20 protein-coding genes and 2 tRNA genes are annotated in these 23,747 nt (G+C 70.7%); 12 read left to right on the top strand and 10 right to left on the bottom strand.

The genetic code is table 11. The features are described from left to right. Positions 1-54: 54 nt before the first annotated feature. Positions 55-489: a DUF6194 family protein gene (locus ACLE50_RS09560; protein ID WP_410943075.1), complete on the bottom strand. Its 435-nt coding sequence runs from the start codon at positions 487-489 to the stop codon at positions 55-57. A 63-nt stretch (positions 490-552) separates the two neighbouring features. Beyond that, the gene (locus tag ACLE50_RS09555; RefSeq protein ID WP_410943074.1) at positions 553-1,005 is read right to left on the bottom strand and encodes an SRPBCC family protein; all 453 of its coding nucleotides are present in this window, start codon (positions 1,003-1,005) and stop codon (positions 553-555) included. Between the two features lie 71 nt (positions 1,006-1,076). On the opposite strand from ACLE50_RS09555, the gene ACLE50_RS09550 reads away from it, so the two are divergent. Then, entirely contained in the window at positions 1,077-1,562 is a 486-nt protein-coding gene (locus ACLE50_RS09550) for a DinB family protein (RefSeq protein WP_410943260.1), read from the top strand. A 232-nt stretch (positions 1,563-1,794) separates the two neighbouring features. Here ACLE50_RS09550 and ACLE50_RS09545 read toward each other — a convergent pair whose 3' ends face one another. Beyond that, on the bottom strand, positions 1,795-2,991 hold the full coding sequence (locus tag ACLE50_RS09545; protein WP_410943073.1) for an FAD-dependent oxidoreductase: 1,197 nt from the start codon (positions 2,989-2,991) through the stop codon (positions 1,795-1,797). A 148-nt stretch (positions 2,992-3,139) separates the two neighbouring features. On the opposite strand from ACLE50_RS09545, the gene ACLE50_RS09540 reads away from it, so the two are divergent. After that, a complete protein-coding gene (locus ACLE50_RS09540) occupies positions 3,140-3,850 on the top strand; it encodes an alpha/beta fold hydrolase (RefSeq protein WP_410943072.1) in 711 nt (236 codons plus the stop codon). A gap of 74 nt (positions 3,851-3,924) precedes the next feature. Here the strand turns inward: ACLE50_RS09540 and ACLE50_RS09535 are convergent, their stop codons facing one another. Continuing rightward, positions 3,925-6,456, bottom strand: coding sequence for a hypothetical protein (locus ACLE50_RS09535; protein WP_410943071.1), 2,532 nt, complete (start codon positions 6,454-6,456; stop codon positions 3,925-3,927). A gap of 216 nt (positions 6,457-6,672) precedes the next feature. Here ACLE50_RS09535 and ACLE50_RS09530 point away from each other — a divergent pair, with 216 nt between their 5' ends. Beyond that, positions 6,673-7,101 (top strand): YccF domain-containing protein, encoded by a 429-nt coding sequence (locus ACLE50_RS09530; protein ID WP_410943070.1) that lies wholly within the window; start codon positions 6,673-6,675, stop codon positions 7,099-7,101. 22 nt (positions 7,102-7,123) lie between these two features. Here the strand turns inward: ACLE50_RS09530 and ACLE50_RS09525 are convergent, their stop codons facing one another. Then, a complete protein-coding gene (locus tag ACLE50_RS09525) occupies positions 7,124-8,386 on the bottom strand; it encodes a M18 family aminopeptidase (protein WP_410943069.1) in 1,263 nt (420 codons plus the stop codon). Between the two features lie 19 nt (positions 8,387-8,405). On the opposite strand from ACLE50_RS09525, the gene ACLE50_RS09520 reads away from it, so the two are divergent. From ACLE50_RS09520 to ACLE50_RS09510, 3 genes are all read left to right on the top strand, one after another. After that, complete coding sequence (locus tag ACLE50_RS09520) at positions 8,406-9,896, top strand: GMC family oxidoreductase (protein ID WP_410943068.1); 1,491 nt, start codon at positions 8,406-8,408, stop codon at positions 9,894-9,896. 38 nt (positions 9,897-9,934) lie between these two features. Then, positions 9,935-10,390, top strand: coding sequence for an SRPBCC family protein (locus tag ACLE50_RS09515; protein WP_410943067.1), 456 nt, complete (start codon positions 9,935-9,937; stop codon positions 10,388-10,390). A 97-nt stretch (positions 10,391-10,487) separates the two neighbouring features. Then, the gene (locus tag ACLE50_RS09510) at positions 10,488-12,569 is read left to right on the top strand and encodes a M3 family metallopeptidase (RefSeq protein WP_410943066.1); all 2,082 of its coding nucleotides are present in this window, start codon (positions 10,488-10,490) and stop codon (positions 12,567-12,569) included. A gap of 182 nt (positions 12,570-12,751) precedes the next feature. Here the strand turns inward: ACLE50_RS09510 and ACLE50_RS09505 are convergent, their stop codons facing one another. Further along, the gene (locus tag ACLE50_RS09505) at positions 12,752-14,398 is read right to left on the bottom strand and encodes a glycoside hydrolase family 16 protein (protein WP_410943065.1); all 1,647 of its coding nucleotides are present in this window, start codon (positions 14,396-14,398) and stop codon (positions 12,752-12,754) included. Positions 14,399-14,791: 393 nt separating this feature from the next. Here ACLE50_RS09505 and ACLE50_RS09500 point away from each other — a divergent pair, with 393 nt between their 5' ends. After that, positions 14,792-15,523: a response regulator transcription factor gene (locus ACLE50_RS09500; protein WP_410943064.1), complete on the top strand. Its 732-nt coding sequence runs from the start codon at positions 14,792-14,794 to the stop codon at positions 15,521-15,523. Positions 15,524-15,542: 19 nt separating this feature from the next. Here ACLE50_RS09500 and hisC read toward each other — a convergent pair whose 3' ends face one another. Continuing rightward, positions 15,543-16,601, bottom strand: coding sequence for a histidinol-phosphate transaminase (gene hisC, locus ACLE50_RS09495; protein ID WP_410943063.1), 1,059 nt, complete (start codon positions 16,599-16,601; stop codon positions 15,543-15,545). Positions 16,602-16,661: 60 nt separating this feature from the next. Between hisC and ACLE50_RS09490 the strand changes: the two genes are divergently transcribed. The 5 genes from ACLE50_RS09490 to ACLE50_RS09470 all read left to right on the top strand — a co-directional run bounded on the left by ACLE50_RS09490 (position 16,662) and on the right by ACLE50_RS09470 (position 20,117). Beyond that, complete coding sequence (locus tag ACLE50_RS09490) at positions 16,662-17,351, top strand: dienelactone hydrolase family protein (protein ID WP_410943062.1); 690 nt, start codon at positions 16,662-16,664, stop codon at positions 17,349-17,351. A 74-nt stretch (positions 17,352-17,425) separates the two neighbouring features. Beyond that, complete coding sequence (locus ACLE50_RS09485) at positions 17,426-19,450, top strand: acetoacetate--CoA ligase (RefSeq protein WP_410943061.1); 2,025 nt, start codon at positions 17,426-17,428, stop codon at positions 19,448-19,450. A 118-nt stretch (positions 19,451-19,568) separates the two neighbouring features. After that, positions 19,569-19,658 (top strand) — tRNA-Ser (locus ACLE50_RS09480). 53 nt (positions 19,659-19,711) lie between these two features. Continuing rightward, positions 19,712-19,787, top strand: a tRNA-Arg gene (locus ACLE50_RS09475). Positions 19,788-19,886: 99 nt separating this feature from the next. Beyond that, a complete protein-coding gene (locus ACLE50_RS09470) occupies positions 19,887-20,117 on the top strand; it encodes a hypothetical protein (RefSeq protein ID WP_410943060.1) in 231 nt (76 codons plus the stop codon). 548 nt (positions 20,118-20,665) lie between these two features. On the opposite strand, the gene yczE is transcribed toward ACLE50_RS09470, so the two are convergent. The 3 genes from yczE to ACLE50_RS09460 all read right to left on the bottom strand — a co-directional run bounded on the left by yczE (position 20,666) and on the right by ACLE50_RS09460 (position 23,463). Then, positions 20,666-21,235, bottom strand: a complete 570-nt coding sequence (gene yczE / locus ACLE50_RS22335; protein WP_458788551.1) for a membrane protein YczE — start codon at positions 21,233-21,235, stop codon at positions 20,666-20,668. 86 nt (positions 21,236-21,321) lie between these two features. Next, positions 21,322-22,194 (bottom strand): branched-chain amino acid aminotransferase, encoded by an 873-nt coding sequence (locus ACLE50_RS09465; protein WP_410943059.1) that lies wholly within the window; start codon positions 22,192-22,194, stop codon positions 21,322-21,324. A gap of 33 nt (positions 22,195-22,227) precedes the next feature. Then, a complete protein-coding gene (locus ACLE50_RS09460) occupies positions 22,228-23,463 on the bottom strand; it encodes a DUF6421 family protein (RefSeq protein WP_410943058.1) in 1,236 nt (411 codons plus the stop codon). Between the last annotated feature and the right edge of the window lie 284 nt (positions 23,464-23,747).

Here is a 23,747-nt window from a genome sequence, read left to right as displayed (position 1 = left end):
GCGATCAGCGCCTCGGCGGTCACGGTCGGCTGCGGCACCGCTCCATGGTGCCGGTCACCCGCGCTCGGCCCGCCGTCGGCTCGCGTTCTCGTGCTTCCGGACGGCGAAGGCGTGTGCGTCGTCGAGCAGGGTGCGGACCTGCGGCCACGTCGTGTCCGGATTGATCACCGATACCCAGTGGTAGGCGCCGTAGACCGGGTGCGGGAACAACGAGTCGGGCGCGGTCGGGTCGAATACGGCGCCGGCGTCGGGAAACAGTTCGGCGAACCGCTGCTTCGGCAGGCCGATGTTCAGCCGGAACACGCCGGGTCGGTCGAGGTCGGACGCGGTGTCGTTGACGTCGGAGTTCACGACGGTCGCCCAGCCCTGGCGTGGTCGCTGCTCGTAGTCGTGTTCGGGGTCGTGAATGGCGAACACGTCACCGTTCGCCTCGATCAACCGGGTACCGGGACAGGCCCCGAGAACGGCGACGATCTCATCGGAATCCATTGCGCCAAGAGAGCACGATTCCAGTGATCGATGTGCGAATCAAGTGATACAGATCACGCCTGATCAGCTCGTTTCCGCTGCCGTGGCGAGGCGCTCCAGCGACGCTGCGAGCATCTCCGGCGAGGTCGAGCAGGCCCGCGGGAACCGCTTCTCGTCGGTGAGCCCGGACCAGTCGTAGGTGTGCGTGACCAGGGTGCAGCCGTCGTCGAGGGGCTCCAGCTCCCAGCGCCACAGGTGCCCGGCGGGTTCCGCTCCCACGTCGGAGGGCTTCCACGCGATCCGGCGCCCCTCCTCGAACTCGACGACGCGGTTCTCCCGCACCCCGCCGTTGGTCAGGGTGGTCGCGAAGATGTCCCCGATCGCGTGGACGCGCTGGTCGCCGGCGGTCTCGACGAGGTTGTCGTTGCCGTCCCAGCTCGGCTGCCGGGCGGGGTCGGCGATCAGCTCGAAGATCCGCGCGGCGTCGGCGGCGATCTCGCGGCTACTGGTCACGACGGTGGGCTGCTCCGTGGTCACGCCGACGAGTCAAGCATCGGCTGTCGGTGCCCGCCGGCAGGATCGCCGGCGTGACGACGACCGAGCGCGGCATGCCGCCGATGCAGGCCGACCCGCGGGCCACCCTCGCCGGCTGGCTCGACTTCTACCGGACCACCCTGCTCGCCAAGTGCGACGGGCTGAGCGAGGAGCAGCTGCGGACGGCGTCCGTGGACCCGTCCGGGCTGACCCTGCTCGGGCTGGTGCGCCACCTGGCCGCGGTCGAGCAGCACTGGTTCCGCGAGGTTTTGGCGGGTGAGGACGTCGAGCCGCTGCACGCGCGCGAGGCCGGGACCGGCCACGACGGCGGTTTCGACCTCGACGGCGCCGGATTCGCCGCGGCCCGCGCCGACTGGGACGCCGAGGTCGCACACTCCCGCCGGATCCTCGCCGAGATCGGATCGGACGCACACGGCTCGCTCGGCGGGACCCCGGTCTCGCAGGTCTGGGTGCTCACCCACCTGGTCGCCGAGTACGCGCGGCACTGCGGGCACGCCGACCTGATCCGGGAGCGGATCGACGGCAGCACCGGGGTGTAGGCGGCGCCGGGGTGTGGGCGACACCGGGGTGTGGACGGTGGCGCCGGGGCGTGGGCGGCACGGGAAACGTCTCACCGGGTGAGGTGTTCCGGAACTACTTCACTTGCTGCCGTAGTTCCGGAGTGGCACACCACGGCCGGTCGGCCCGGCATCGCGACACCCGGCATCGCGACACCCGGCACCGCGACAGACCGGCGACCGGCGCACGGGGCACCGCGACTCCGGCAGTGCTTCAGGCAGGCAGCGCCTCCGGCCGCGTCTCCGCCCGCGCGTCGGTCCCGTGGATCCACGCCAGCCACGGGTCCAGGCCGGTGAGCTTGGCGTCCCGGGCGTCGGCGTCGGTGCCGTCGGGCAGGTGCAGCAGGTCGGAGGTGACCAGCGAGCTGCGCTGCACCTGACGGGTCCGGCAGCGGCGCAGGCTCTCGTAGCGGGCGAACGCCTCGGCGTGACCGCCGGTGAGCACGCCCGGCTCGGCGAGGACGTCGGCCAGCACCACCGCGTCCTCGATCGATTGGTTCGCGCCCTGGCCGTGGTGCGGCAGCATCGTGTGCACCGCGTCCCCGAGCAGTACGACGCGCTCGTGCGACCAGCGCGCCAGCGGCGGCAGCGTGTAGAGCGGCCACTGCGCCGACTGCGGCACCGCGGTCACCATCTCGCGCACCGCGGGCGCCCAGTCGGCGAACGCGCGCTCCAGCGTGTTTGGCGCGACCTGGGCCGGTCCGGCGCCGGCGGTCCACTCGTCCGGCCCCTCGACGACGGCGAGGAAGTTGACGTCCTCGCCGTGCGCGCCGATGGCGTAGTGCAGCAGGTGCGCATCCGGACCCATCCAGAACTGGATCGCCTGCGGGTCGGGCAGTGACGGCAGCGACGACACCGGTGCGATTCCGCGGAACCCCGAGGTCCCGGTGTAGACCGGTGCCGCGGCCGGGTCGACGACCGAGCGCAGCCGGGAGTGCACGCCGTCGGCACCGACGACGACCGAGGCCTGCACGGTCTCGCCCGACGCCAGGGTCAGCGTGCCGTCCGCGGTCGCGGAGACGACCTCGCAGCCCAGCCGGATCATCCCCGGCGGGCAGGCCGCGGAGAGCACGCGCTGGAACTCCGCGCGGTGGATCCCCAGGTAGGGGGCGCCGAACCGGGCACGGTAGGAGCCGTCGATCCCGACGGGGAACGCGGTCACCCGCTCGTTCGTGCGCCACCGGCGGTGGATGAGCTCCGTCGGCTCGGTCGCGACGGCCTCCAGCTCACCGAGCAGCCCCAGCTCGTCCATCGGGCGCAGCCCGTTCGCGGACAACGCCACGGCGGCGCCGACCTCGCGGAGCTCGTCCGCCCGCTCGTACACGGTCACCGGGACGCCGCGCGCCTGCAGGGACAGGGCCAGGGTGAGGCCCCCGATTCCGGCTCCGACGATCGCCACTGATGCGTCCATATCCAGATACTGACACGCATACCGGGCCGTTGTCCGGTCTTGTTGCGTCTCAGTCCGGACCGATGTCGACTCAGTCCGCGAAACCCTGTTCCGGCAGGTCAGAGCATCGCACAATCGCGGTTCCCCGAGTTCTCGACGAGGAGACCCGATGTCCGAGACGTTCGTCCTGATCACCGGCGCCTGGCACGGTGGCTGGGCCTGGCGCCCGGTCGCCGAGCGGCTGCGCGCCGCCGGCCACCGCGTGCTGACCCCGACGCTGCCCGGCCTGTACGACGGCGCCGACCCGACCGCGCTGCACCTGTCCGACTGCACCGACGCCGTCGCCGACCTCATCGAGGGCGCCGACCTGTCCGACGTGACGCTGGTCGGCCACAGCTGGGGCGGCTACGTGATCACCGGTGCGGCGCACCGGGTCGCACCGCGGCTGCGCAAGCTCGTCTACCAGAGCGCGTTCGTTCCGGCCGCCGGCGTCCCGCTCAACGACGAGGTCCCGCCGGACTACCAGCAGCTCTTCGCCGCGCAGGCGCAGGCGTCGGGCAACAACACCGTGCAGCTGCCGTTCGAGGTGTGGGCGGGCGCGTTCATCCAGGACGCACCGGAGGCGGTGCAGCGGCTGACCCACGAGCTGGTGGTGCCGCACCCGATGCAGTACTTCACCGAGACCGTCGAGCCGTTGGAACCGGGCACGGTGCCGGTCGCCTACGTCCTCGGCGAGGACGACATCGCCCTCCCTCCCGGCGAGTACGGGTGGGAGCGCTTCGCGAAGCGGCTGGGCGTCACGCCGGTGTCCGCGCCGGGCGGGCACGAGGCCTGCTTCACCCGCCCCGACGGCCTGGCCGAGGCCCTGCTGAAGGCCTGAGCACGACCCCCGCACACAGACGGTGCCGGCGCCCCGGGGAGCAGGGCGCCGGCACCGTCGTATCCGGGGAGGGTTCAGGTTCCGGCGGTCGGAGCCGGCTCCTCCTGTGCCCCGTCACCCGGAGCCGGGTCCTGGCCCGGCTCGTTCGGCGGGAACCGCAGCGGCGGCAGGTCCTGCAGCGGAGCCTGCGGCACCTGCGAACCCAGCTCCGGCGGCACCGGCGCACCGGCGGCGGGGTTGCCCACCGGGGCCAGCGGGTCGGCCGGGGCGTAGGTGCCCGGCTTCGCCAGTCCACCGGAGTCGGTCCCGGTGAACGACTCGGTGCGGTCACAGCCGGCGAGGCTGACCGTCAGCGGGCCGTCCGTGGCGACCTGGAGCTTCGCGTCGCAGTCCACGCCCGCGCGCTCCGGGTCCACCGTCACCGCGCCGACGCCGGCCGAACGGATGTGCAGGACGTCGTTCTCCGGTGCGTCCACCGGCTCGTCGAGGTGGCGGTACTCGCGCAGGTACGGGTTCACCGGCGAGACCGTGCCGGGCGAGACCCCGGGCTCCGTCTTCGCCGGCGGCACCGGCGCCGGGGCCTTCCCGAGGCCCTCGGTGACGACGTCGACCGCGCCGAGCTGCTGCGGGTCGCGGCTCTCGATCCCGGACAGCCAGTACGCCCGGTCGCCGACGAGCCCGGACTGCGGGTCGTCCATCAGCGGGTTGCGCACGTAGGTGACCTGCGGCGGGTTCTTCGCACGCGGGGAGTCACCGAGCCAGTCGGTGGCCAGGTCCCACATGCCGTTCTTGCACATCACCAGGTGCTCGGCGGCGAGGCCGGTGTGGCTGAGGAACTCGTAGTCGTAGTCCCCGGCCTTGTAGGCGTCGGCCCGCTCACGGGTGATCGGGTACGGGATGAAGTCGTCGTTCGCCCCGGCCCACTCCATCACCGGCTGGTTGCGCCGGCTGGGCAGCAGCTCGGAGATCTTCGACCCCGGCTCGTGCTTGGTCAGCGTGTCCACGCCGGTCAGCTCGGAGCCCTTGTCGGCCACCCCGTTCAGGCCCGGGAACGACGGCGCGTCGTTGAGCCCGTCGCAGATGAACGCCTTGGTGAACACGTCCGGGAAGGTCAGGGACAGCTTGTTCGCGGTGTAGGCACCGGAGGAGAAGCCACCCATCGACGTCCGCTCGGTGTCCAGGTCGTAGTGCCTGCGGGCGTCGGCGAGCGCCTCGAAGACGGCGGCGCCGCCCTCGCCGTAGCCCCAGTTGTCGGCGCCGCGGAAGTCGACGTCGATCACCATCGTCGGGTTGCCCGGGCGGTCGGCGAAGCTGCGGTACAGGTCGTGCGGGCCGCCGACGTCGTCACCGGGGCGCAGCGCGTAGCCCTGCGTCCAGACCATCGACGCGTAGCCGTCGGCCGGGGCCTTCTGCTCCGGGACGTAGACCATGTAGCGCTGCATCCGGCCGGCCAGGTCGGGGACGCAGTCGTCGCGGCAGGGGTAGCCGAACGCCAGGCTCGGCCGCTTGTTCCCCGAGCCCTTCCCGGAGCCGGTGGCGATGCCGCCCTGCTGGGTGCCGGTGCCGGGCGGGGGGCCACCCGGGTCCGACGGCAGGCGGCGGCCCTGCTCCTTCTCGAACTTCGACGCGAAGACCCGGGTCATGTACCCGCTGGTCGGGACGCCGGACTCGTCGTCGACGCCGTCGGCGAGCTTGCCGAAGTCGATGTCGGCGAAGAAGTCCGACAGGTCGCCGTTCGCGATCGCGCGGCGCTGGTCGTTGTTGCGGTACGGCGCCTCGAACGGCTCGTGGAACCGGAACGCCGAGTCGAAGAACGCCGACGGCGTCGGGTCCCCGACGACGGCACCGCCCGGGTGCGTCTCGTCGGCGGTGGTCTGCGGCACGAGGTACTTGTCGGTCCCGCGGTCCCACAGCCCGGCCGCGGCGGCGACCCGCTGGGTGCCCCCGGCCGGGTCCCACGCCGAGTTCGGCACCCGGATCTCGATCTGGCGGCGCTCGGTGTCCACGCTGACCTGCGGCGCGTCCGGAACCTTCTCGCCGGTCGCGGCGTCGGTGATGTCACCGGTACTGCCGTGCACGGTCACGAACTTCTCCGCCTGCATCACGGTGTTCGCGCCGTGCGGGGCCTCGCGGGGCTTGTCGGAGTTGCCCAGCGCGAGGGTCAGGCCGACCAGCTCCGGGTCGGTCATCGTGTTCATCGTGACCCGGAACGCGGTCGCGCCCTCGACCGGCTTCGCGCGGACCTCGAGGATGTCCGCGGCGTTGCGCCGGTACTCGGTGGCCTCCGGGTAGGTGTAGTTGCGCAGCAGCGTGTCGTTCGGCCAGCGGTACTGGTTGCCGCCACCCTCGTCGTCGTAGACGCAGCCCTGGTGCACGTACTCGCCCTTGCGGTACGCGCTGGTCATGCAGATCCCGGTCGGGTCCGCGGCCCAGATCCCGGTGTTCTGCAGCTGGGGGGCGTCGACCGGCGCGGCGCGCAGCAGGTCCGGTCCGGCCCCGCCGGACGGCCCGTCCGGGGCGCCCAGTGCGGTTCCGGCCGTCGCGCCGCCGCCGGCGATCAGGCCGGCCACGACGAGTGCGACGCCCGTTCGCTTCGTCAGTCTCATGGGGAGCCTTCCGCCGCGGCGTACCGGTCACGCCTCGTCGCGTGAAGGGGCCGAACACCCCGCGGATACCGGCCCAACGGTGTGACCGCACCCACGGTGACGTGCGGTGACGACTCGGGCGTAGCTCGAATGGAGCCAGACGCAGCGCGTCTCAGTCGGGCGCATCTCAGGGTCATCCCCGAGGCCGATCACGGACGCCCACGGCACTCTGGAGGCATGCTCCGGCTGATCCTGAACGTCGTCTGGCTCGTCTTCTCCGGCGTCTGGCTGTTCCTGGCCTACGCCGCCGCGGGGATCGTGGCCTGCCTGCTGGTCGTGACGATCCCGTTCGGCATCGCGTCGTTCCGGATCGCGCTCTACGCGCTGTGGCCGTTCGGCCGGGAGGTCGTGCGCGACCCACGCGCCGGCGCGGCGTCGGCGATCGGGAACGTGCTCTGGGCGGTGCTGTTCGGGATCTGGCTCGCGATCGGGCACGTCGTGACCGCGATCGGGCTCGCCGTGACGATCATCGGGCTGCCGCTGGCCTGGGCGAACCTCAAGCTCATCCCGGTGTCGCTGTTCCCGCTGGGCGCCCGGATCGTCGACTCCGACCACTACCTGCCGGCCGCCGCGGCCGAGCGCATGCCGGCGGGGATGCTGCGCTGAGTCGCTGACCCCAGGGGTTCGCTCAGCGCTCCGGGTCGGCCAGGAACTCCACGCCCGCCCGCCGCAGCAGCTTCGGGTCGTGCACGCCGCACAGCTCCCGCGCCGAGTGCATGGACAGCACCGGGATCCCGACGTCGATCGTCCGGATACCCAGCCGGGTCGCCATGATCGGGCCGACCGTCGAGCCGCAGGGCACGGTGTTCTTCGAGACGAACACCTGGTTCGGCACGTCCGCGGTCCGGCAGGCCCGCTTCCACGCGGCCGCGCCGGGCGCGTCGGTGGCGTAGCGCTGCACCGCGTTGACCTTGAGCGACGGGCCCCGGTTGGGCACCGACAGGTGGTCGACGTCGTGCTTGTCCAGGTGGTTCGGATGCGCGGCGTGGGTGACGTCCACCGACAGGCACCGCGATCGCGCGAACACCGTGCGGCGGGCGTCGAACCCGCCTGCCAGCCGGGTCAGCAGGGTCTCCAGCAGCGGGCCCGCAGCGCCGGTGGCGGAGTCCGAGCCGACCTCCTCGTGGTCGAACCCGACGAACACCGGCACCGTCTCCGGGCCCCGCTCGACGGCCTCGAGCAGCGCCGCGATCCCGGCGTGCACCGACGACAGGTTGTCCAGCCGCGGGGCGGCGAACAGCTCGTCGTCGCGGCCGAGCGTGGCCGGCGGGGTGAGGTCGAAGGTGAACAGGTCGTGCGCGGCGATCTCCTCGGCGTCGATGTCGGCCAGCGCGGCGACGAAGTCCAGGAACTCGCCCTCGTCGGGCTCGCCGAGACCCCAGATCGGCAGCAGGTGCCGCTGCGGATCGAGCTTGAGGCCCTCGTTGTTGACACCGCGGTCGAGGTGCACGGCCAGCTGCGGGATGCGCAGCAGCGGCCGGTCGACCCGCACCGGGAGGACGGAGCCGTCGTAGAGCGCGACCCGCCCGGCCAGACCCAGGTCACGGTCCAGCCAGGAGTTCCACAGCGCGCCGCCGTAGACCTCGACGCCGACCTGCCGCCAGCCCGCCGTACCCACGTCCGGATTCGGCTTGACCTTGAAACCGGGGGAGTCGGTGTGCGCGGCGAAGATCCGCAGCGGGCGCTCGCCGAGCGTCTCCGGCTGCCACCAGGCCAGCACCGTGCCGTCGCGGACCAGATAGCGGCCGCCCGCACCGTCGATCCAGGGCGCGTCCTCGGGCTGCTCGACGAACCCGGCCGCGCTCAGCCGGCGGACCGCCTCGGCCACCGCGTGGTACGGCGACGGGCTCGCGGTCAGGAACGAGGCGAGATCACGTGCAGCGTCGGTCACGTAGGGCATCCTGTCAGCGATGGCGGACACCTTCGACGTGGTGGTGGTCGGCGCCGGGTCGGCGGGCTGCACGCTGGCCGGCCGGCTGGCGGCCCGCGGGCTGACGACGGCGCTGGTCGAGGCCGGTCAGGTCGTCGTCCCGTGGGACTCGCTGCCGATCGCCTCGCTGGGCGCGACCGCGCCCGGGCACGTCCTGAACTGGGCCTACCGGGCGACGCTGTGCCAGGGCCGGGAGTGCACGGTGCCGCGCGGCCGGGTCCTCGGCGGTTCCGGCGCGATCAACGGCGGCTACTTCGTCCGCGCGGTCCCGGCCGACTTCGCCGACTGGGCCGTCCCGGGCTGGACCTACGACGACGTGCTGCCCGCCTACCGCAGGCTGGAGACCGACGTCGACCGGCCCGCCGACCCGGCGCACGGCCACGACGGCCCGCTGCGGATCTCCCGGCCCGCCGGGCACCTGCTCGCCCCGCTGACCACCCCGTTCCTCGACGCCTGCGCCGAGCTCGGGTTCCGCGCCGAGCCGGACAAGAACGGCGGCGACCCGCCCGGCGCCGGCCCGGTGCCCACCAACGCCGTCGACGGGTTCCGGGTCAGCGCGGCCACCGCGTACCTGCCCGCGCCGTGGGGGAGCGCCGCACCGATGGACACCCTCACCGTGCACGGCGGCAGCCCGGTGGAGTCGCTGCTGCTGTCCCGCGGCCGGGTCGGCGGAGTGCGACTGGCAGGCGGCACCGAGCTGCACGCCGCGGAGACGGTGCTGGCCGCCGGCGCCGTCGGCAGTCCGGTGCTGTTGCAGCGCAGCGGGATCGGTCCGGAGGACACGCTGCGGACGGCCGGGGTGCCGCTGCGTCACGAGCTGCCCGGGGTGGGGCGGAGCTGGTCGGACCACCCGAGCGTGTTCCTGCCGCTGCGCGCCGACCTGCCCGAGCCGCACCCGAACGCCGTCGGGAGCCAGGCCGCGCTGCACTGGGACTCGGGCACCGACCCGTCCGGGGACCTGGAGGTGCTGTTGTTCGCCCGGCCGTTCGTGCCCGGCGGGCCCGCGCACCTGATGTGCGCGGTGCAGCGCCCGGACAGCCGCGGGATCCTCGGGATCACCTCCCCGGACCTCGACGAGCCACCGCGGCTGGACTACCGCTACCTGCGCACGACGTCGGACCGGCACCGGATGCGCGCCGCGGTCCGGACCGCCGCCGACGTCGTCCGCGCGGCCGGGTGGAAGCGGGGCGCACCGGAGGAGGGCGGCCTCGACGGGTGGGTGCTCGGCAACGACGCCCGGCTCGACGAGTGGATCCACGACCGGCTCACGACCTCGGTGCACCTGTCCGGCAGCGCGCCGATGGGGACCGGTCCGGACGCCGTCGTCGACCCGGAGCTGCGCGTGCACGGGCTGGCGGGACTGCGGGTCGCCGACACCTCGGTACTGCCGTCGGTCCCCAGGCGGGGACCGGCCGCAACGGCGATCATGATCGGTGAGCGGGCCGCGGACCTGGTGGCCCCACCGTCCTGAGGCCCGATCCTCAGCGCTGCGAGCAGGGAGAACGCCCGATGCACGACGAGGTCACCGTCCACATGGCCGCTCCGGCACAGGAGATCTGGGATCTCGTCGCCGACATCCGCAACACCGGCCGGTTCTCCCCGGAGACCCTCGACGCCGAGTGGCTCGACGGTGCGACCGGCCCGGCGGTCGGCGTCCGGTTCCGCGGGCACGTCAAGCGCAACGGCCGCGGGCCGATGTACTGGAGCGTCTGCCGGATCACCGACTGCGTGCCCGGCCGCGAGTTCGGCTTCGAGGTGCTGCTGGGGTCGAACCCGGTGAACACCTGGCACTACCGCTTCGTCCCCGTCGGCGACGGCACCGACGTCACCGAGTCCTTCCGGCTGCCCGACTCACTCGGCACGAAGATCTACTGGACGCTTGCCGGCTGGGCGCGGCGGAAGACCAACGTGCGCGGGATGACCGAGACGCTGCACCGGATCAAAGCGGTCGTCGAGAGCCGCTGACCGGGAGACCCCGCCCGATGCCCCGAGGGGCACCCTCGTTCCCACCGGCGGTAGCGAGGGTGCCCCTCGGGGCAAGGGGGGACCGTAGGGTCGGGGCATGACGAGCTCCGAGGCCGCCGAGAACCCGTTCCTCCACCCCTCCGAGCTGCCGTTCGGCTTGCCTGACACCGACCGGATCCGCGACGAGCACTACCTGCCGGCGTTCGAGGCGGGGATGGCCGAGCAGCGGGCCGAGGTCGCGGCGATCGTCGAGGGCCGGGCCGCCTCCGGGGAGCCGGCGGAGCCGACGTTCGAGAACACCATCGTCGAGCTGGAGCGCTCCGGGGCGACGCTGAACCGGGTCGCCGCACTGTTCTTCGCCCGTGTCTCCGCCGACACCTCGCCCGCGGTGCAGGAGATCGAGGAGACCGTGGCGCCGCTGCTGTCCGCGCACGGCGACGCGATCTCCCTCGACCCGGGCCTGTTCGCCCGGATCGACGCGCTGCACGCCCGCCGCGACGAGCTGGACCTCGACCCGGAGTCGCTGCGGCTGCTGGAGCGCCATCACCGTGACATGGTCCGGGCCGGTGCCCAGCTGTCCGCGGCCGACCAGCAGCGGCTCCGCGAGCTGAACGGCGAGCTGTCCACGCTGTCCACCCGGTTCGGCTCCGCGCTGCTGGCCGGGGCGAACGACGCGGCCGTCCACGTCACCGACCGCAACCGCCTCGAGGGGCTGTCCGACGACGCCGTCTCCTCCGCCGCGGCCGCGGCCACCGACCGCGGCTACCCCGACGGCTGGCTGCTCACCCTGGTCCTGCCGACCGCGCAGCCGGTGCTGGCGTCGCTGGCCGACCGGTCGCTGCGCGAGGAGCTGTTCCGCGCCTCGGTCACCCGCGGTGACGGCGGTACGCACGACACCCGCGAGACGATCCTGGCGATCGTCCGGCTGCGCGCCGAGCGGGCCCGGCTGCTGGGCTACCCGGACCACGCGTCGTACGTCATCGACGACGCGACGGCCGGCACCGCGGCCGCCGCCCGGGAGATGCTGGAGTCGCTGGTCCCAGCGGCCGTTGCGAACGCCGATCGGGAGGCCGAGGGGCTGCGCGAGCTCGCCGCGGCCGACGGGATCGACGAGCTGGCGCCGTGGGACTGGGCGTTCTACGCCGACCGCTACCGACGCGAGCACTTCTCGGTCAACGACACCGCGCTGCGCCCCTACCTGGAGCTGGAGCGGGTGATCAGGGACGGCGTGTTCCGCGCCGCCGAGCTGCTCTACGGCGTGCGGTTCGCCGAGCGCACCGACCTGCCCGCCTACCACCCCGATGTCCGCTGGTGGGAGGTCCGCACCGACGACGGCGAGGTCCTCGGCCTGTTCGGCACGGACCTGTGGGCGCGGCCGTCGAAGCGCGGCGGGGCGTGGATGAACTCGCTGGTCGACCAGTCGTCGCTGCTCGGGACGACCCCGGTCGTCCTCAACACGCTGAACCTGAACCGGCCGCCGGCCGGGGAACCCGCACTGCTCACCCTCGACGAGGTCCGCACCCTGTTCCACGAGTTCGGGCACGCCCTGCACGGGCTGTTCTCCGCGGTGCGCTACCCGACGTTCTCCGGGACGGCGGTGCCGCGCGACTTCGTCGAGTTCCCCAGCCAGGTCAACGAGATGTGGATGGAGGACCCGGAGATCCTCGCGTCGTTCGCCCGCCACCACGTGACCGGCGAGCCGCTCCCGGCGGAGCTGCTGTCGGCGTGGCAGGCCGCCCGCGGCTACGGCGAGGGCTTCGACACCACCGAGTACCTGGCCGCGTCGCTGCTCGACCAGGCCTGGCACGCGCTGTCGCCGGAGGAGGCCGCCGAGGTCGACGACGTGATCGCCTTCGAGCGGGCCGCACTGGAGCGGGCCGGGGTGGCGCACCCGCTGGTGCCGCCGCGTTACCGGACCACCTACTTCAACCACGTGTTCGGCAGCGGCTACGCGGCGGCGTACTACTCCTACATCTGGGCCGAGGTCCTCGACGCCGACACCGTTTCCTGGTTCGCCGAGAACGGGGGCCTGAACAGGGACAACGGCGACCGCTTCCGTCGCGAGCTGCTGTCCCGCGGCGGCGCGGTGGACCCGATGGCGGCGTACCGGACCTTCCGCGGCCGCGACCCGGAGATCACCCCGCTGCTGGAGCGGCGCGGCCTCGCCGCCGTGAGCTGACCGGGAGGCCGGCACAGCGGGGTACCGATACGAAACCGCCCGCCTCGTCCGTTGGGGAGTTCGGACGGGGCGGGCGGTTCCGCAGAGCTTCGGGGGAGCCGAAGCCCAGGGGCCACGCACCACGAGCGCGGCCCACGACCGTTCCGCGCGGCGCGGGCAGCGCGGTCAGGACTGGCGGAGCGTCAGGAGTACTGGCGCATCCAGGCGACGTTCATCTCCGACGGCTTCGGGGAGCCGCCGTCGGGGAAGTAGTCGAGCTGGATCGTGGCGTGCATCGGTCCCGGCGGCTGGGCGTTCTTGTCGGTGTTCCGGAAGAACTCCTTGCCGTCGATGTAGCCCACGATGGCGTCGGGGGTCCACTCCACGGCGTAGTTGTGCCACTGGGTGATGTCGACGGCCTTCTTGTCGGACTCCTGGCTGTTGTCCGAGCCGTGGTGCAGGAAGAACGACACGTCCTTCGCCGCGCTGTTCGTCTCGGCGAAGTCGATCTCACCGCCCTCCGGCCACGAGACCTCGCTCGGCCAGAGCAGCAGCACCGGGTGGTACTGCTTGTCGCCCTCCGGGAAGCGGGCACGCATCTCCCACTTGCCGTACTTCTGCGACTTGCCCCAGGCGATGCCGCCGGTCTTGCCGTTCGAGTCGCCCTTGATGGTGAGGTTGCCGTTCTCCACCGAGACGGCGTCCGGGCTCCGCCGGCCGTTGCCGGCGTGGCCCTCGCCGTCGTAGGCGCTCCAGTTCTCGCCCAGCGAGCTGCCGGTGAACTCGTCGCCGCCGATGGCCTTCCAGCCCTGCGCGATCGCGGCCTGGACGCCCTCGCCTGCGACCTGCGCGGCGTGCGCGACCGGGTTCGACGAGCCCTCGGTCTTCGTGGCGCCCTCGGACTTGCCGGCGCCCTCGGACGTGCCGGACCCCTGGGAGGACTTGCCGGAGCCCTGGGACTTCGGCGACTCCTCGGACGTCGGGGAGCCCGACGAGCTGTCCTGCTTCTTCGGGGAGCCCTGCGTGCTGCTGCTCTTCTTCGGCGAGTCGTCGGTCTTCACGGTCGCGGTGCGGGAGCCACCCTGCGAGGAGCCCGACGAGTCCGGCGAGCCCGAGCCCGAGGACGTCGACGACTCGCTCTTGCGCGCCGCGACGGCCTTCTCGTGCCGCTCCTCGGCGACCTTCTCCGAGGCGGCCTTCTGCGTCGCGGCCTGGCGGGCCGCCGCCTTCTTCGCCGCCGCCTGCTCGGCCGCGGCCTCCTGCGCCGCCGCGCTCGCACCGGAGCGGTCGGCGGTGGTCTGCGAGACCGAGTCGAGCGCACCGGCGGCGCTCGCGCCGGGCCCGGTCACCGCCGCGTTCTCCGGGGTGGCCTGGCGGCCGGTGTCCTCGACCAGTGCGTTCGACAGCGACGGGTCCTTGGCGCCGGGCTGCAGCAGCGACAGCACCATGGTGCCGGCCAGCACGGCGGCCGCACCGACACCGATCGGCGCGAACTTGCGCACCCGGGCACGCCGGGCGGAGACCTCGCGGTCGATCTCGATCACCGACGCGTCGGCGTCGCCCGCCTGGTGCGCGGATCCGGCCGGCACGGGGCGGAACTGCTCCTCCGACGCCAGCGGGTCGTGCAGGTGGGCGATCGCCGTGGCCGTCGCCGAGGACGTCGTCGGCGACCACGGGTGGTGGTCGTGCTCCGGTTCGGCCGTCAGGACACCGGTGGGAGCGTTCGACGCCGACGCGGCGCCGAACCCGGTCTCCTCGGACCCGAAGGCCCGCCTGTGGTGACGTCCCGGGGTGGACGCCGCCTGCAGGAGGTCGGCTGCGGGAACGGCCGCGCGGTCGGCCGTACGCATGGAGCGGGCAACCCGGGGGGACGGCACAGAGGGGGAGCTGTGCTCTGCGGCGAGGCGCGCGATCAGATCCCGGGGGTTGATCTGATCTGCCGCAGCGGAACTCTTCCGTCGCATGGGATGGGACTCTAAGCAGCGTGACCGGCTGTCACCAGGGTCACTGAGTAGGACGGTTGCGTCCCCGCGGTAACAGGTAGTCCTGGCGCGCCCACGGGCAGGAACCGTCCAGAACGGCAGCAACTCTGCTCCGTACGGCGCATCAGAGTTCTCAGGTTGCGCCGATCGGCCCAACCGACGGAGCGCAGCGGACCGTTAGCCGATCGTGATCGTCTGCCGGTCGCGCAGGGCTGGCGTAGATCGTCGTGATGGGGTCCGGGACAGCATCCTGCTCCGATCGTGAGTGAACCCGCCATCCCCGCATCGGGCGTACGGATCCCCGCGCCACGGACCCCGTCCACGGCGCTCACCGTGCTGCTCGCACTCCCGGCGAGCGCGACGTCCCGCTCGCTGGCCCGCGGGCTCGGGCAGGACCTCGCCGCCGAGGGCGTCGAGCTGGCGACGGCGTCGGACGGGATGGAGCTGCTCGACACGCTGCGGGCCGGGCGGGGCGACCTCGTCGTCATGGACATGGAGCTGCCCGGGCCCGACCCGGCGGTGCTGCTGTCCGCGGTCCACGGCGAGTCCCCAAGGTCGCCGGTGATCGCCGTCGTGCCCCGGGAACGGCGGGCCGGTGTGCTGGGCGTGCTGCGTGGCGACCGCGACGACTTCCTGCTGCGCCCGTTCGTCCCCGACGAGTTGTCGGCCCGGATCCGGCTACGGCTGCGGGCCGCGGCCGGGCTGCCACCGCCCACCGTCCTCGGCCGCGGCGGCCTGTCCGTCGACGCCGACGCAGGCCAGGTGCACGTCGACGGCCGCCGGGTCGCGCTGTCCCCGACCGAGTACGCCCTGCTGCTTGCACTGCTCGAACGGGCCGGCGAGGTCGTCGGGCACGACGAGCTGGCCCGTCGTGCCTGGTCGGAGCCGGTGTCGGCGAACCTGGTGCAGGTCTACATCTCCTACCTGCGCCGCAAGATCGGCCCGGAGCGGATCCGGACCGTGCGCGGCCGCGGCTACCAGCTCGACGGCTGAGCGCCGGCCGGCGGCGAGGTCAGGACGGGGCCGGGAACGACGACGCCACGTCGAGCAGCGCGTCGTTCTCCGCCGCCGAGCTGATCGTGACCCGGACGCCGTCGGCGGCGAACGGCCGGACGATCACCTTCCGCTCGGCGCAGTGCGCCGCGAACTCGGCCGTCCGCTCGCCGAGCGGCAGCCAGACGAAGTTGGCCTGGGTCTGCGGCACGGTGAACCCGAGCTCGCGCAGCCGGGCGGCCACCCGGTCCCGCTCGGCCACGACGTCGGCGCAGCCGGCGAGGATCTCCTCGCGGTGCTCCAGGGCGGCGATCGCGCCGGCCTGGGCCATCGAGTTCACGGCGAACGGCGGGGCGACCTTGCGCAGCGCCGTGGTCACCTCCGGCGAGGCCAGCGCGTAGCCGACCCGCAGCCCGGCCATCCGGTAGGCCTTGGAGAACGTGCGCAGCACGACCAGGTTCGGGAACTCGTCGAGCAGCGGGCGGCCGGTGACGGCGTCGGGGTCGGTGACGTACTCGGCGTAGGCCTCGTCCAGGGCGACCAGCAGGGTGTCGGGCACCGACTCCATGAACCGGACGAACTCGTCGCGGTGCACCGCGGGGCCGGTCGGGTTGTTGGGCGAGCACACGAACACCAGCCGGGTCCGGTCGGTGACCGCGGCGGCCATCGCGTCCAGGTCGTGCCGGTAGTCGTCGTCGAGCGGCACGGTGCGCAGTGTCGCCCCGGCGATCTGGGTGACGATCGGGTACGCCTCGAACGAGCGCCAGGCGACCAGCACCTCGTCGTCGGGGCCGAGGCAGGTGATCTGCACGAGCTGCTGGCAGAGCAGCACCGACCCGCAGCCGACCGCGACCCGCTCCGGTTCGATCCGCTGGAACTCCGCGATCCGGCCGGTCAGCTCGCCGACCCCCATGTCCGGGTAGCGGTTGCCACCGGCGGCGGCGCGGGCGACGGCGTCGAGGACGGCGGGGGCCGGCGGGTCGGTGACCTCGTTGCTGGCGAGCTTGATCGCCCCGGCGACGGTGCGGCCCGGCACGTAGGCCGGGAGGGTGTCCAGATCGGGGCGGATCGGCGTCATGTCGGCAACGGTAGCTCTCAGGGGTCGAAACCCGGGCGCCCGCTCTGGTTGAGTGCGGGCATGACCGGACTCCGGACCGAGGTCGTTCCGCTGACCGACGGCGACACCCTGCGGCTCACCGTGGCCGACCCCGACGGGCGGGTGCGGGGCGGCGTCGTCGTCCTGCACGAGGCCCGTGGGGTGACCGAGGCCGTCCGGTTGCTCGTGACGGGGCTGGCCGCCGACGGCTGGCTGACCGTCGCCCCGCATCTCTACCGCGACGCCGACGAGCTCGGGGACGGCGACAGCGACGCCGACGTCGCCGACCACGTCGACGGGCTGGACTCCACGCAGGTCATGGGTGACTGCGACACCGCGTTCGGCTGGCTGGCCGACAACGGCGTCGAGTCCGACCAGATGGGCGTGCTCGGCTTCGACCTCGGCGGGACGGTCGCGCTGCTGGTGGCGGCCAACCGCTCGCTGGGCGCCGCGGTCACCGTCGCCGGGGAGGGCATCGACACCCCGCCCGGGCGCAGCGTCCCGGCGCTGGTCGAGGTCGCGCCCGAGCTGACCTGCCCGTGGCTGGGGATCTACTCGGAGAACACCGCGTCAGCGTCGATCGCCCGGCTGCGCGACGCGGCGGAGAAGTCCGAGGTGGCCACCGACGTCGTGGTCTACCCGAGCACGGGCTACCGGTTCGACGACGACCCGGAATCCGCGGCCGAGGCCTGGGAACGCGTCCTCAACTGGTTCGACGCGCACCTGCGCTGAGCCGGGTCCCGTGCCCCGGGGGTGTGGCGCACCGGCACTGGTGCGCGGCCGCCCCGTTCGGGGAAGCTGGCCCCATGTCGTCAGCGTCGTCGTCAGGCCAGTCGTCGTCAGGTCAGACCGTCACCGACCCGGACACCCCCGAGCTGCTGTGGCGCCCGGACCCGGAGCAGGTGCCGCACACCGAGATCGTCGCGTTCGCGACCTGGGCCCGCGACGAGTGCGGCGCGCCGATCGCCGACGTCACCGACTACGCGCAGCTGCACGACTGGTCGGTCAACGACCTCGAGGGCTTCTGGTCGGCCGTCGCCGACTACTCCGGCGTGCTCTTCCACGACCGCCCGGCGGCGGCGCTGGGCTCCCGCGACATGCCCGGCGCGCAGTGGTTCCCGGGCTCGACCCTGAACTACGCCGAGCACGCCCTCACCCCCGGCCCCGGCCGGGAGGACGCCGACGTCGCCGTCGAGTTCGTCCGCGAGGACGGCCTGGAGCGCACCGTCACCCACGCCGAGCTGCGCGACCAGGTCGCCCGCGCACGCGCCGGGCTGGTCCGCGCCGGCGTCGGGCAGGGGGACCGGGTGGTCGCGCTGGCCCCGAACAGCGTCGAGACCCTGGTCGCGTTCCTGGCCGCGGCGAGCCTGGGCGCGATCTGGTCGTCGTGCTCACCGGACTTCGGGGCCCGCGCGGTGCACGACCGGTTCGCCCAGATCGAGCCGACCGTGCTCGTCGCGGTGGACGGCTACCGCTACAACGGCAAGGGCTACGACGTCCGGCAGACCGTCGCGACCCTGCAGGGGCAGATGCCGTCGCTGCGCGAGACCGTGCTGGTGCCCTACCTCGACCCCGGCGCGACCCTCGACGGCACGACGAGCTGGGCGGAGTTCACCGCCGAGCCCGGCCCGCTGGAGTTCACCCCGGTCTCGTTCGACCACCCGCTGTGGGTGCTCTACTCCTCGGGGACCACCGGGCTGCCGAAGGGCATCGTGCACGGCCACGGCGGCATCGTCCTGGAGCACCTCAAGGCGATGCGGCTGCAGCACGGGCTCGGGCCGGGGGAACGGTTCTTCTGGTTCACCACGACCGGCTGGATGATGTGGAACTTCCTGGTCGGCGGCCTGCTGGTGGGCGCCACCCTGGTGATGTTCGACGGCAGCCCCGGCCACCCCGACCTCGGCGCGCTCTGGGCGCTGGCAGCGAAGCACCGGGTGACGCTGTTCGGCGTCTCGGCGCCGTACGTCCAGTCCTGCATGAAGGCCGGCCTGCGCCCCGGCGACGACCACGACCTGTCCGCGATGCGCGCGCTCGGCTCCACCGGCGCCCCGCTGTCGGTCGAGGGGTTCCGCTGGATCGGTGACGCCGCAGGCGACCACATCCAGATCTGCTCGGTGTCCGGCGGCACCGACGTGTGCGCGGCGTTCCTGACCAGCGCGCCCACCGTCCCGGTCTGGCTGGGGGAGCTGTCCTGCGCCGCGCTGGGCGCCGACGTCCGCTCCTTTGCCGAGGACGGCACCGACCTGCTCGACGACGTCGGCGAGCTGGTCATCACCGCCCCGACGCCGTCGATGCCGGTGAAGTTCTGGAACGACCCGGACGGCAGCAGGCTGCGCGAGTCCTACTACGAGGACTTCCCGGGCAGGTGGCGGCACGGCGACTGGGTGCGGCGCACCCCGCGCGGCTCCTACGTGATCTACGGCCGCTCGGACTCGACGCTCAACCGCGGCGGAGTCCGGATGGGGACGGCGGACTTCTACTCCGTCGTCGAGGGTTTCGACGGCGTCGCGGACTCGCTGGTCATCGACACGACCTCGCTCGGGGCGCGGGAGGAGGGCGCGCTGCTCTGCTTCCTGGTCCTGGCCGAGGGTCACGCCCTCGACGATGTCGAGCCGGCGCTGCGGACCGCGCTGCGCAAGGAGCTCTCGCCGCGGCACGTGCCGGACCGGTTCGTCGTCGTGGACTCGGTGCCGCGCACGCTGAACGGCAAGAAGTGCGAGGTGCCGGTGAAGAAGATCCTCTCCGGGACGGCGCCGGAGAAGGCGGTCTCGTTCGGGGCGCTGCAGAACCCGGACTCGCTGACCCCGTTCGTCGAGCTGGCCGAGCACTGAGCACGCACCCCCGTTGAGCTGCGGCGAACCGGGGGCCGGGCGGACGGACCGGCCCCCGGTGCGAAGCCGGTGGAACCACCCTGTACTGTTGTCTTCGCTGGTGGCCGTGAGGCACCGGGGAGGCTTCGCCTAGTCTGGTCTATGGCGCCGCACTGCTAATGCGGTTTGGGGTAACCCCCCATCCCGGGTTCAAATCCCGGAGCCTCCGCACCGGCACGGCGGACCGACACCGGGCCGGCGAGCCGACAACTGAATGATCATGCGCCCGTAGCTCAACGGATAGAGCATCTGACTACGGATCAGAAGGTTAGGGGTTCGAATCCCTTCGGGCGCACCACACGGAATCCGGCTCTGACCAGCGCGAACGGTCAGGGCCGGTTCTCGTTTCCGGGCCAGAAGTTGATCGCGGTCCACGAACGTTACTAGCTTCCGCCATGTGGCCAGCCGATCCGACGCCACCGTGAAGCGCCGGCGGGGGAGCATCCGCCGCCGAGCACGGTGCTACGAGGTCCGGATGCCGGCCGGTGAGGATCCGTCGACCGGTGAGCGGATCGTGCTGTGCGAGAGCGTCGACATCGAGGGCACCGGAGACCGCGCGGAGAAGGCGGCGTACCGCGAAGCCGAGAAGGCCCGGACCCGGCTCTCCTCGCGGACGCCGACGAGCTGAAGATCGCCCGGACCAAGGCAACGGCCGGGGCGCTGCTCGAACGATGGATGGCGCAGCACGAGATCGACCCGACGACCCGGATGACCTACGAGTCGCAGATCCGGATGTACGGCGGCCCGAACCTCGGCGACGTCCCGCTCGTGCTGTTCGTCCGGGCGGCGGTGCTGGTCCGCCGCGTTACCACCGGGGGAACGGGTGACCGGCGGCGCCGCGGGCTGGCAGGTGCGATGCGACGCACCTGCCAACCAACGACACGTCGTCACCAACACCGGCCGCATACCAGTCCTGGACCCCGCGCTCACCCTGATCCCTGGTCGGGGCCTGCGCCGCGGCCCAGACCGCGGTGATCTCCGCTCGGGAAACCCGCAGGGGGCCCGCCCGAATCCGTTCGACGAGCTCACCGGTACACCCACACGGCCAGTTTTTCATCGATCGCTAACATCCACTAGAAGTGGACCTGGAGATGAGTTCGATCGCTTCTCGACAGCGCAATGCAGCCGGGAAATGGAGAGTGTTTCCTCCTCAAGTGAGGGGTTCCGAAGACATGTCTACAACTTAGTGCTAGGCACCAGTGATAGAGTCTTGACCGCTAATCCAAGAACGGGGCCTACGAGAAGTGCGAACATGACGGTCCCGATTCCGACTGTCCCGCCAAACGCGAAACCAATAACAAGTACTGATATCTCTAGAAACCACCGAACCTGGGTGATTGATCGTCCGGTCACGCGGTGTAAGCCAGTCATCAGACCATCGCGCGGTCCGGGGCCAAGCGCAGATCCAAGATAGAGGCCGCCCCCGAGTCCGACCAGCAAGATTCCAAGAATCACCAGCAAAAAGTTGACGTAGACTGAAGTCGATGCAGGGACTATAGCAAGAGTGAGATCCATAAAGATGCCTAGAAACAGTGCGTTGCAGACTGTTCCTAGGCCTGGGTGTTGCCTGAGAGGAAACCAAAGAATCAGGACAAGTAGACCGATCGCGTTCGTCACGATACCGACCGATAATCCTGTTGCTCGGCCCAACCCTTCGGCGAGAACCGTCCACGGCGAATTTCCTAAGCCCGACAGAACCAGCAGTCCCTCGCCGGCCCCAAAAATGCACAGACCTGCCACAAGCATTGCCGCGCGACGCGGGCTTGGTCGCCATCGACTGAGGCTTTCAGAGCCGCTGTTCTCAGCAGCGGGACGTGCATCCACGGAACGGCTTATCCTTCCACGCGGCGTACGATGGCCTGATACGCGTCTTGCAGTACACGAGTCACAGGACCTGGAGAAAACACCTTATCATCGATCGCGCGCACCGGCTGCACCTCGTAGGCAGTACCAGTTAGGAAGACCTCGTCTGCATCGTTGATTTCCTCCGGCCAAATCCGGCGCTCGACAACTGGGATCTTATGTTTCTCCGCAAGTTCCATCACCGTGGCACGGGTGATGCCGGCAAGGAAGCAATCCGCTATTGGCGTGTGTAAGGAACCGTTGTGGACCAGGAAGAGATTGGCGCCAGTCGCCTCAGCGAGGCGCCCTTGCCAGTCGAGGAGAAGAGCATCGTCAAATCCGCGTTCGGCCACCTCGTGGCGAGCGAGCGTGCCGATGGCGTAATTCGAGGCGGCCTTGGCGTGGGTTGGAGCTGTAGCTGGATCCGGCCGACGCCAGCGTGAGGTACCGAGTCGAATACCAGCAACCCTAGCTTCATTGCCGAACACAGAGGGCCAGTCCCAGATGGCGATGGCGGTGTGCGAGCCCGCGTCGAACCCTGGCACCTCGATAGAGCCTGAACCGCGCCATGACACAGGGCGTACGTAGCCGTTGGCTACACCCAACTCAGAGACTAGCTTCGCTGTTGCGGCGCAGAGTTCGTCGACGGTAAAGGGTATGTCGATGCGCAGCGCTGCGGCCGAGGCGAGTAGACGACGTTGGTGCTGCTCCAGAGCGAAAGCTATCCCGTCGTAGACCCGGATACCTTCGAAAACTGAGCTAGCGTAGTGCAGTCCGTGGGTCAGAACATGAAATGTTGCGGCCTTCCACTCAACCAACTGTCCGTCAAGCCAGATGTGACCGTCGCGGTCGGAATAGTCCATGAGCATTCTCCTCTTATCGGGCGACGAGTGCCGCTAAAGCTCGCCGTCGGCAAACAATAGCGGCTGGTCCTCAGCGGCCGATCTGTGGGACAGAAGCAAAAGCTGGTCCGAGGAGAAGGCGAACCGGTCCCGCCCCTCACCTTCTCTCAGATAGCGACGGACGAACGAAGTCGCTTTTGACTTGTACTCGTCTGGAGTCGTGATGTGTTCCTCCATCCCTTCGATCTCACTGACGTAGTCACGGAGTGCTGAGACAGCGGTCTGACGATTGAACCTGAGTCCTGAGGAGGTCGTGATAAGCCCGCCACGCTCACGGAACCATGAATACAGAAATACACCGGTCCCGGCGTCGAAGTTTCGGGTGGCCACACGCGAACGGGGGTAGCGGACCAGGCGTTCCAGCAGAATCATGTCGATCTGTTCGTCGCGGAATGGTACTCGATCGTCATCGATCGCTGCGATGATGGTCTTCGCATCTACCTTCGTCTCTTCCAGTAGACCAACGAACCAGTTGGTCTTCAGGGCCACGTTCTCATCGAGGGGCCAGCTGCCCTGATGGTGGTAGTAGTCGTGAAGGTAGCCCCAAACAGACCGGGCGTCGTAGCACACGTCCGGCCGTAGGCCGGTTGAGGCCACCGGAGTTCCATCTACCAAGATTCGTGCGGCAGGTGGGATCGCTAGCGCCTCATGTATCCGCCGGAACTTACTAAAGAAAAATAATGCATACGATTGAGACTCAACCGGGCGTGCGGATGGCACGTTCTCTGGAAAGAAGACCAGACAATTGCCGAGCCGGAAACCGCTGCTGCCAGCTAATAAAATGACTGATTGACAGTTGTTCTTTGGATGCGGGTAGAATTCCGCCAGTTTGTCGATTTCACGTGGTTCACGGCGGCGCACCAAGAAGCATTCTAGGCGACGTCCCACGGGGGGAGCGCTGTTAGTCGTCAGTGCGCATCCGACAAAGAATGCAAACTCGTCTCGCTGTGGAGGCGAGAATTCTTCGCGAGTTCTTCCAAAATCTGGAGTGGTGGCTAAACCGGAGTCGATCCAGGTCTTGATATCGGACCACAGTCCGTCGAGCTGACGTTCGGCTCCGAAGGAAGAGAGGATTTCACTGGAGCGCCGAACAATAGTGCGTAAGAGTTCGACATCCTCCGCAGAGGGGTTCGCAACTGAACCATCGCGTTCTTGCCGCACGCGGAATTGATCGACGAGCTCAACTACTTCGAGAGCTGTGGCGTACAGTTCGGGCGGTGTTGTTATCATCACGCGGCCCCAACGCGATGGATCGTGAAGACCATCGGTACAGCACCGAAGTCCCTGATGACCTGGAGACCGTGCCGCTCCGCGGCGACAATTGTAGTAATGCAGGCATCTGTGACCCCGTTGGCGCAGTCGAGGGCTGCCTGACTGTTACTGAGTACGATCCGGCGGTCGACGCCGGACGGGACTAGGCCAGAAGGTGCCGGATGCGTAGCCGCAGTACTCGGAGATGAAGTTGACCCGGCATAAACCATGTTGTGGGTTGGCAACAGGAAACTGTCTACCAT

This window comes from Pseudonocardia phyllosphaerae (assembly GCF_046546475.1).
Taxonomy (GTDB): domain Bacteria; phylum Actinomycetota; class Actinomycetes; order Mycobacteriales; family Pseudonocardiaceae; genus Pseudonocardia; species Pseudonocardia phyllosphaerae.
This window is presented reverse-complemented; position numbering and strand designations above follow the sequence as displayed.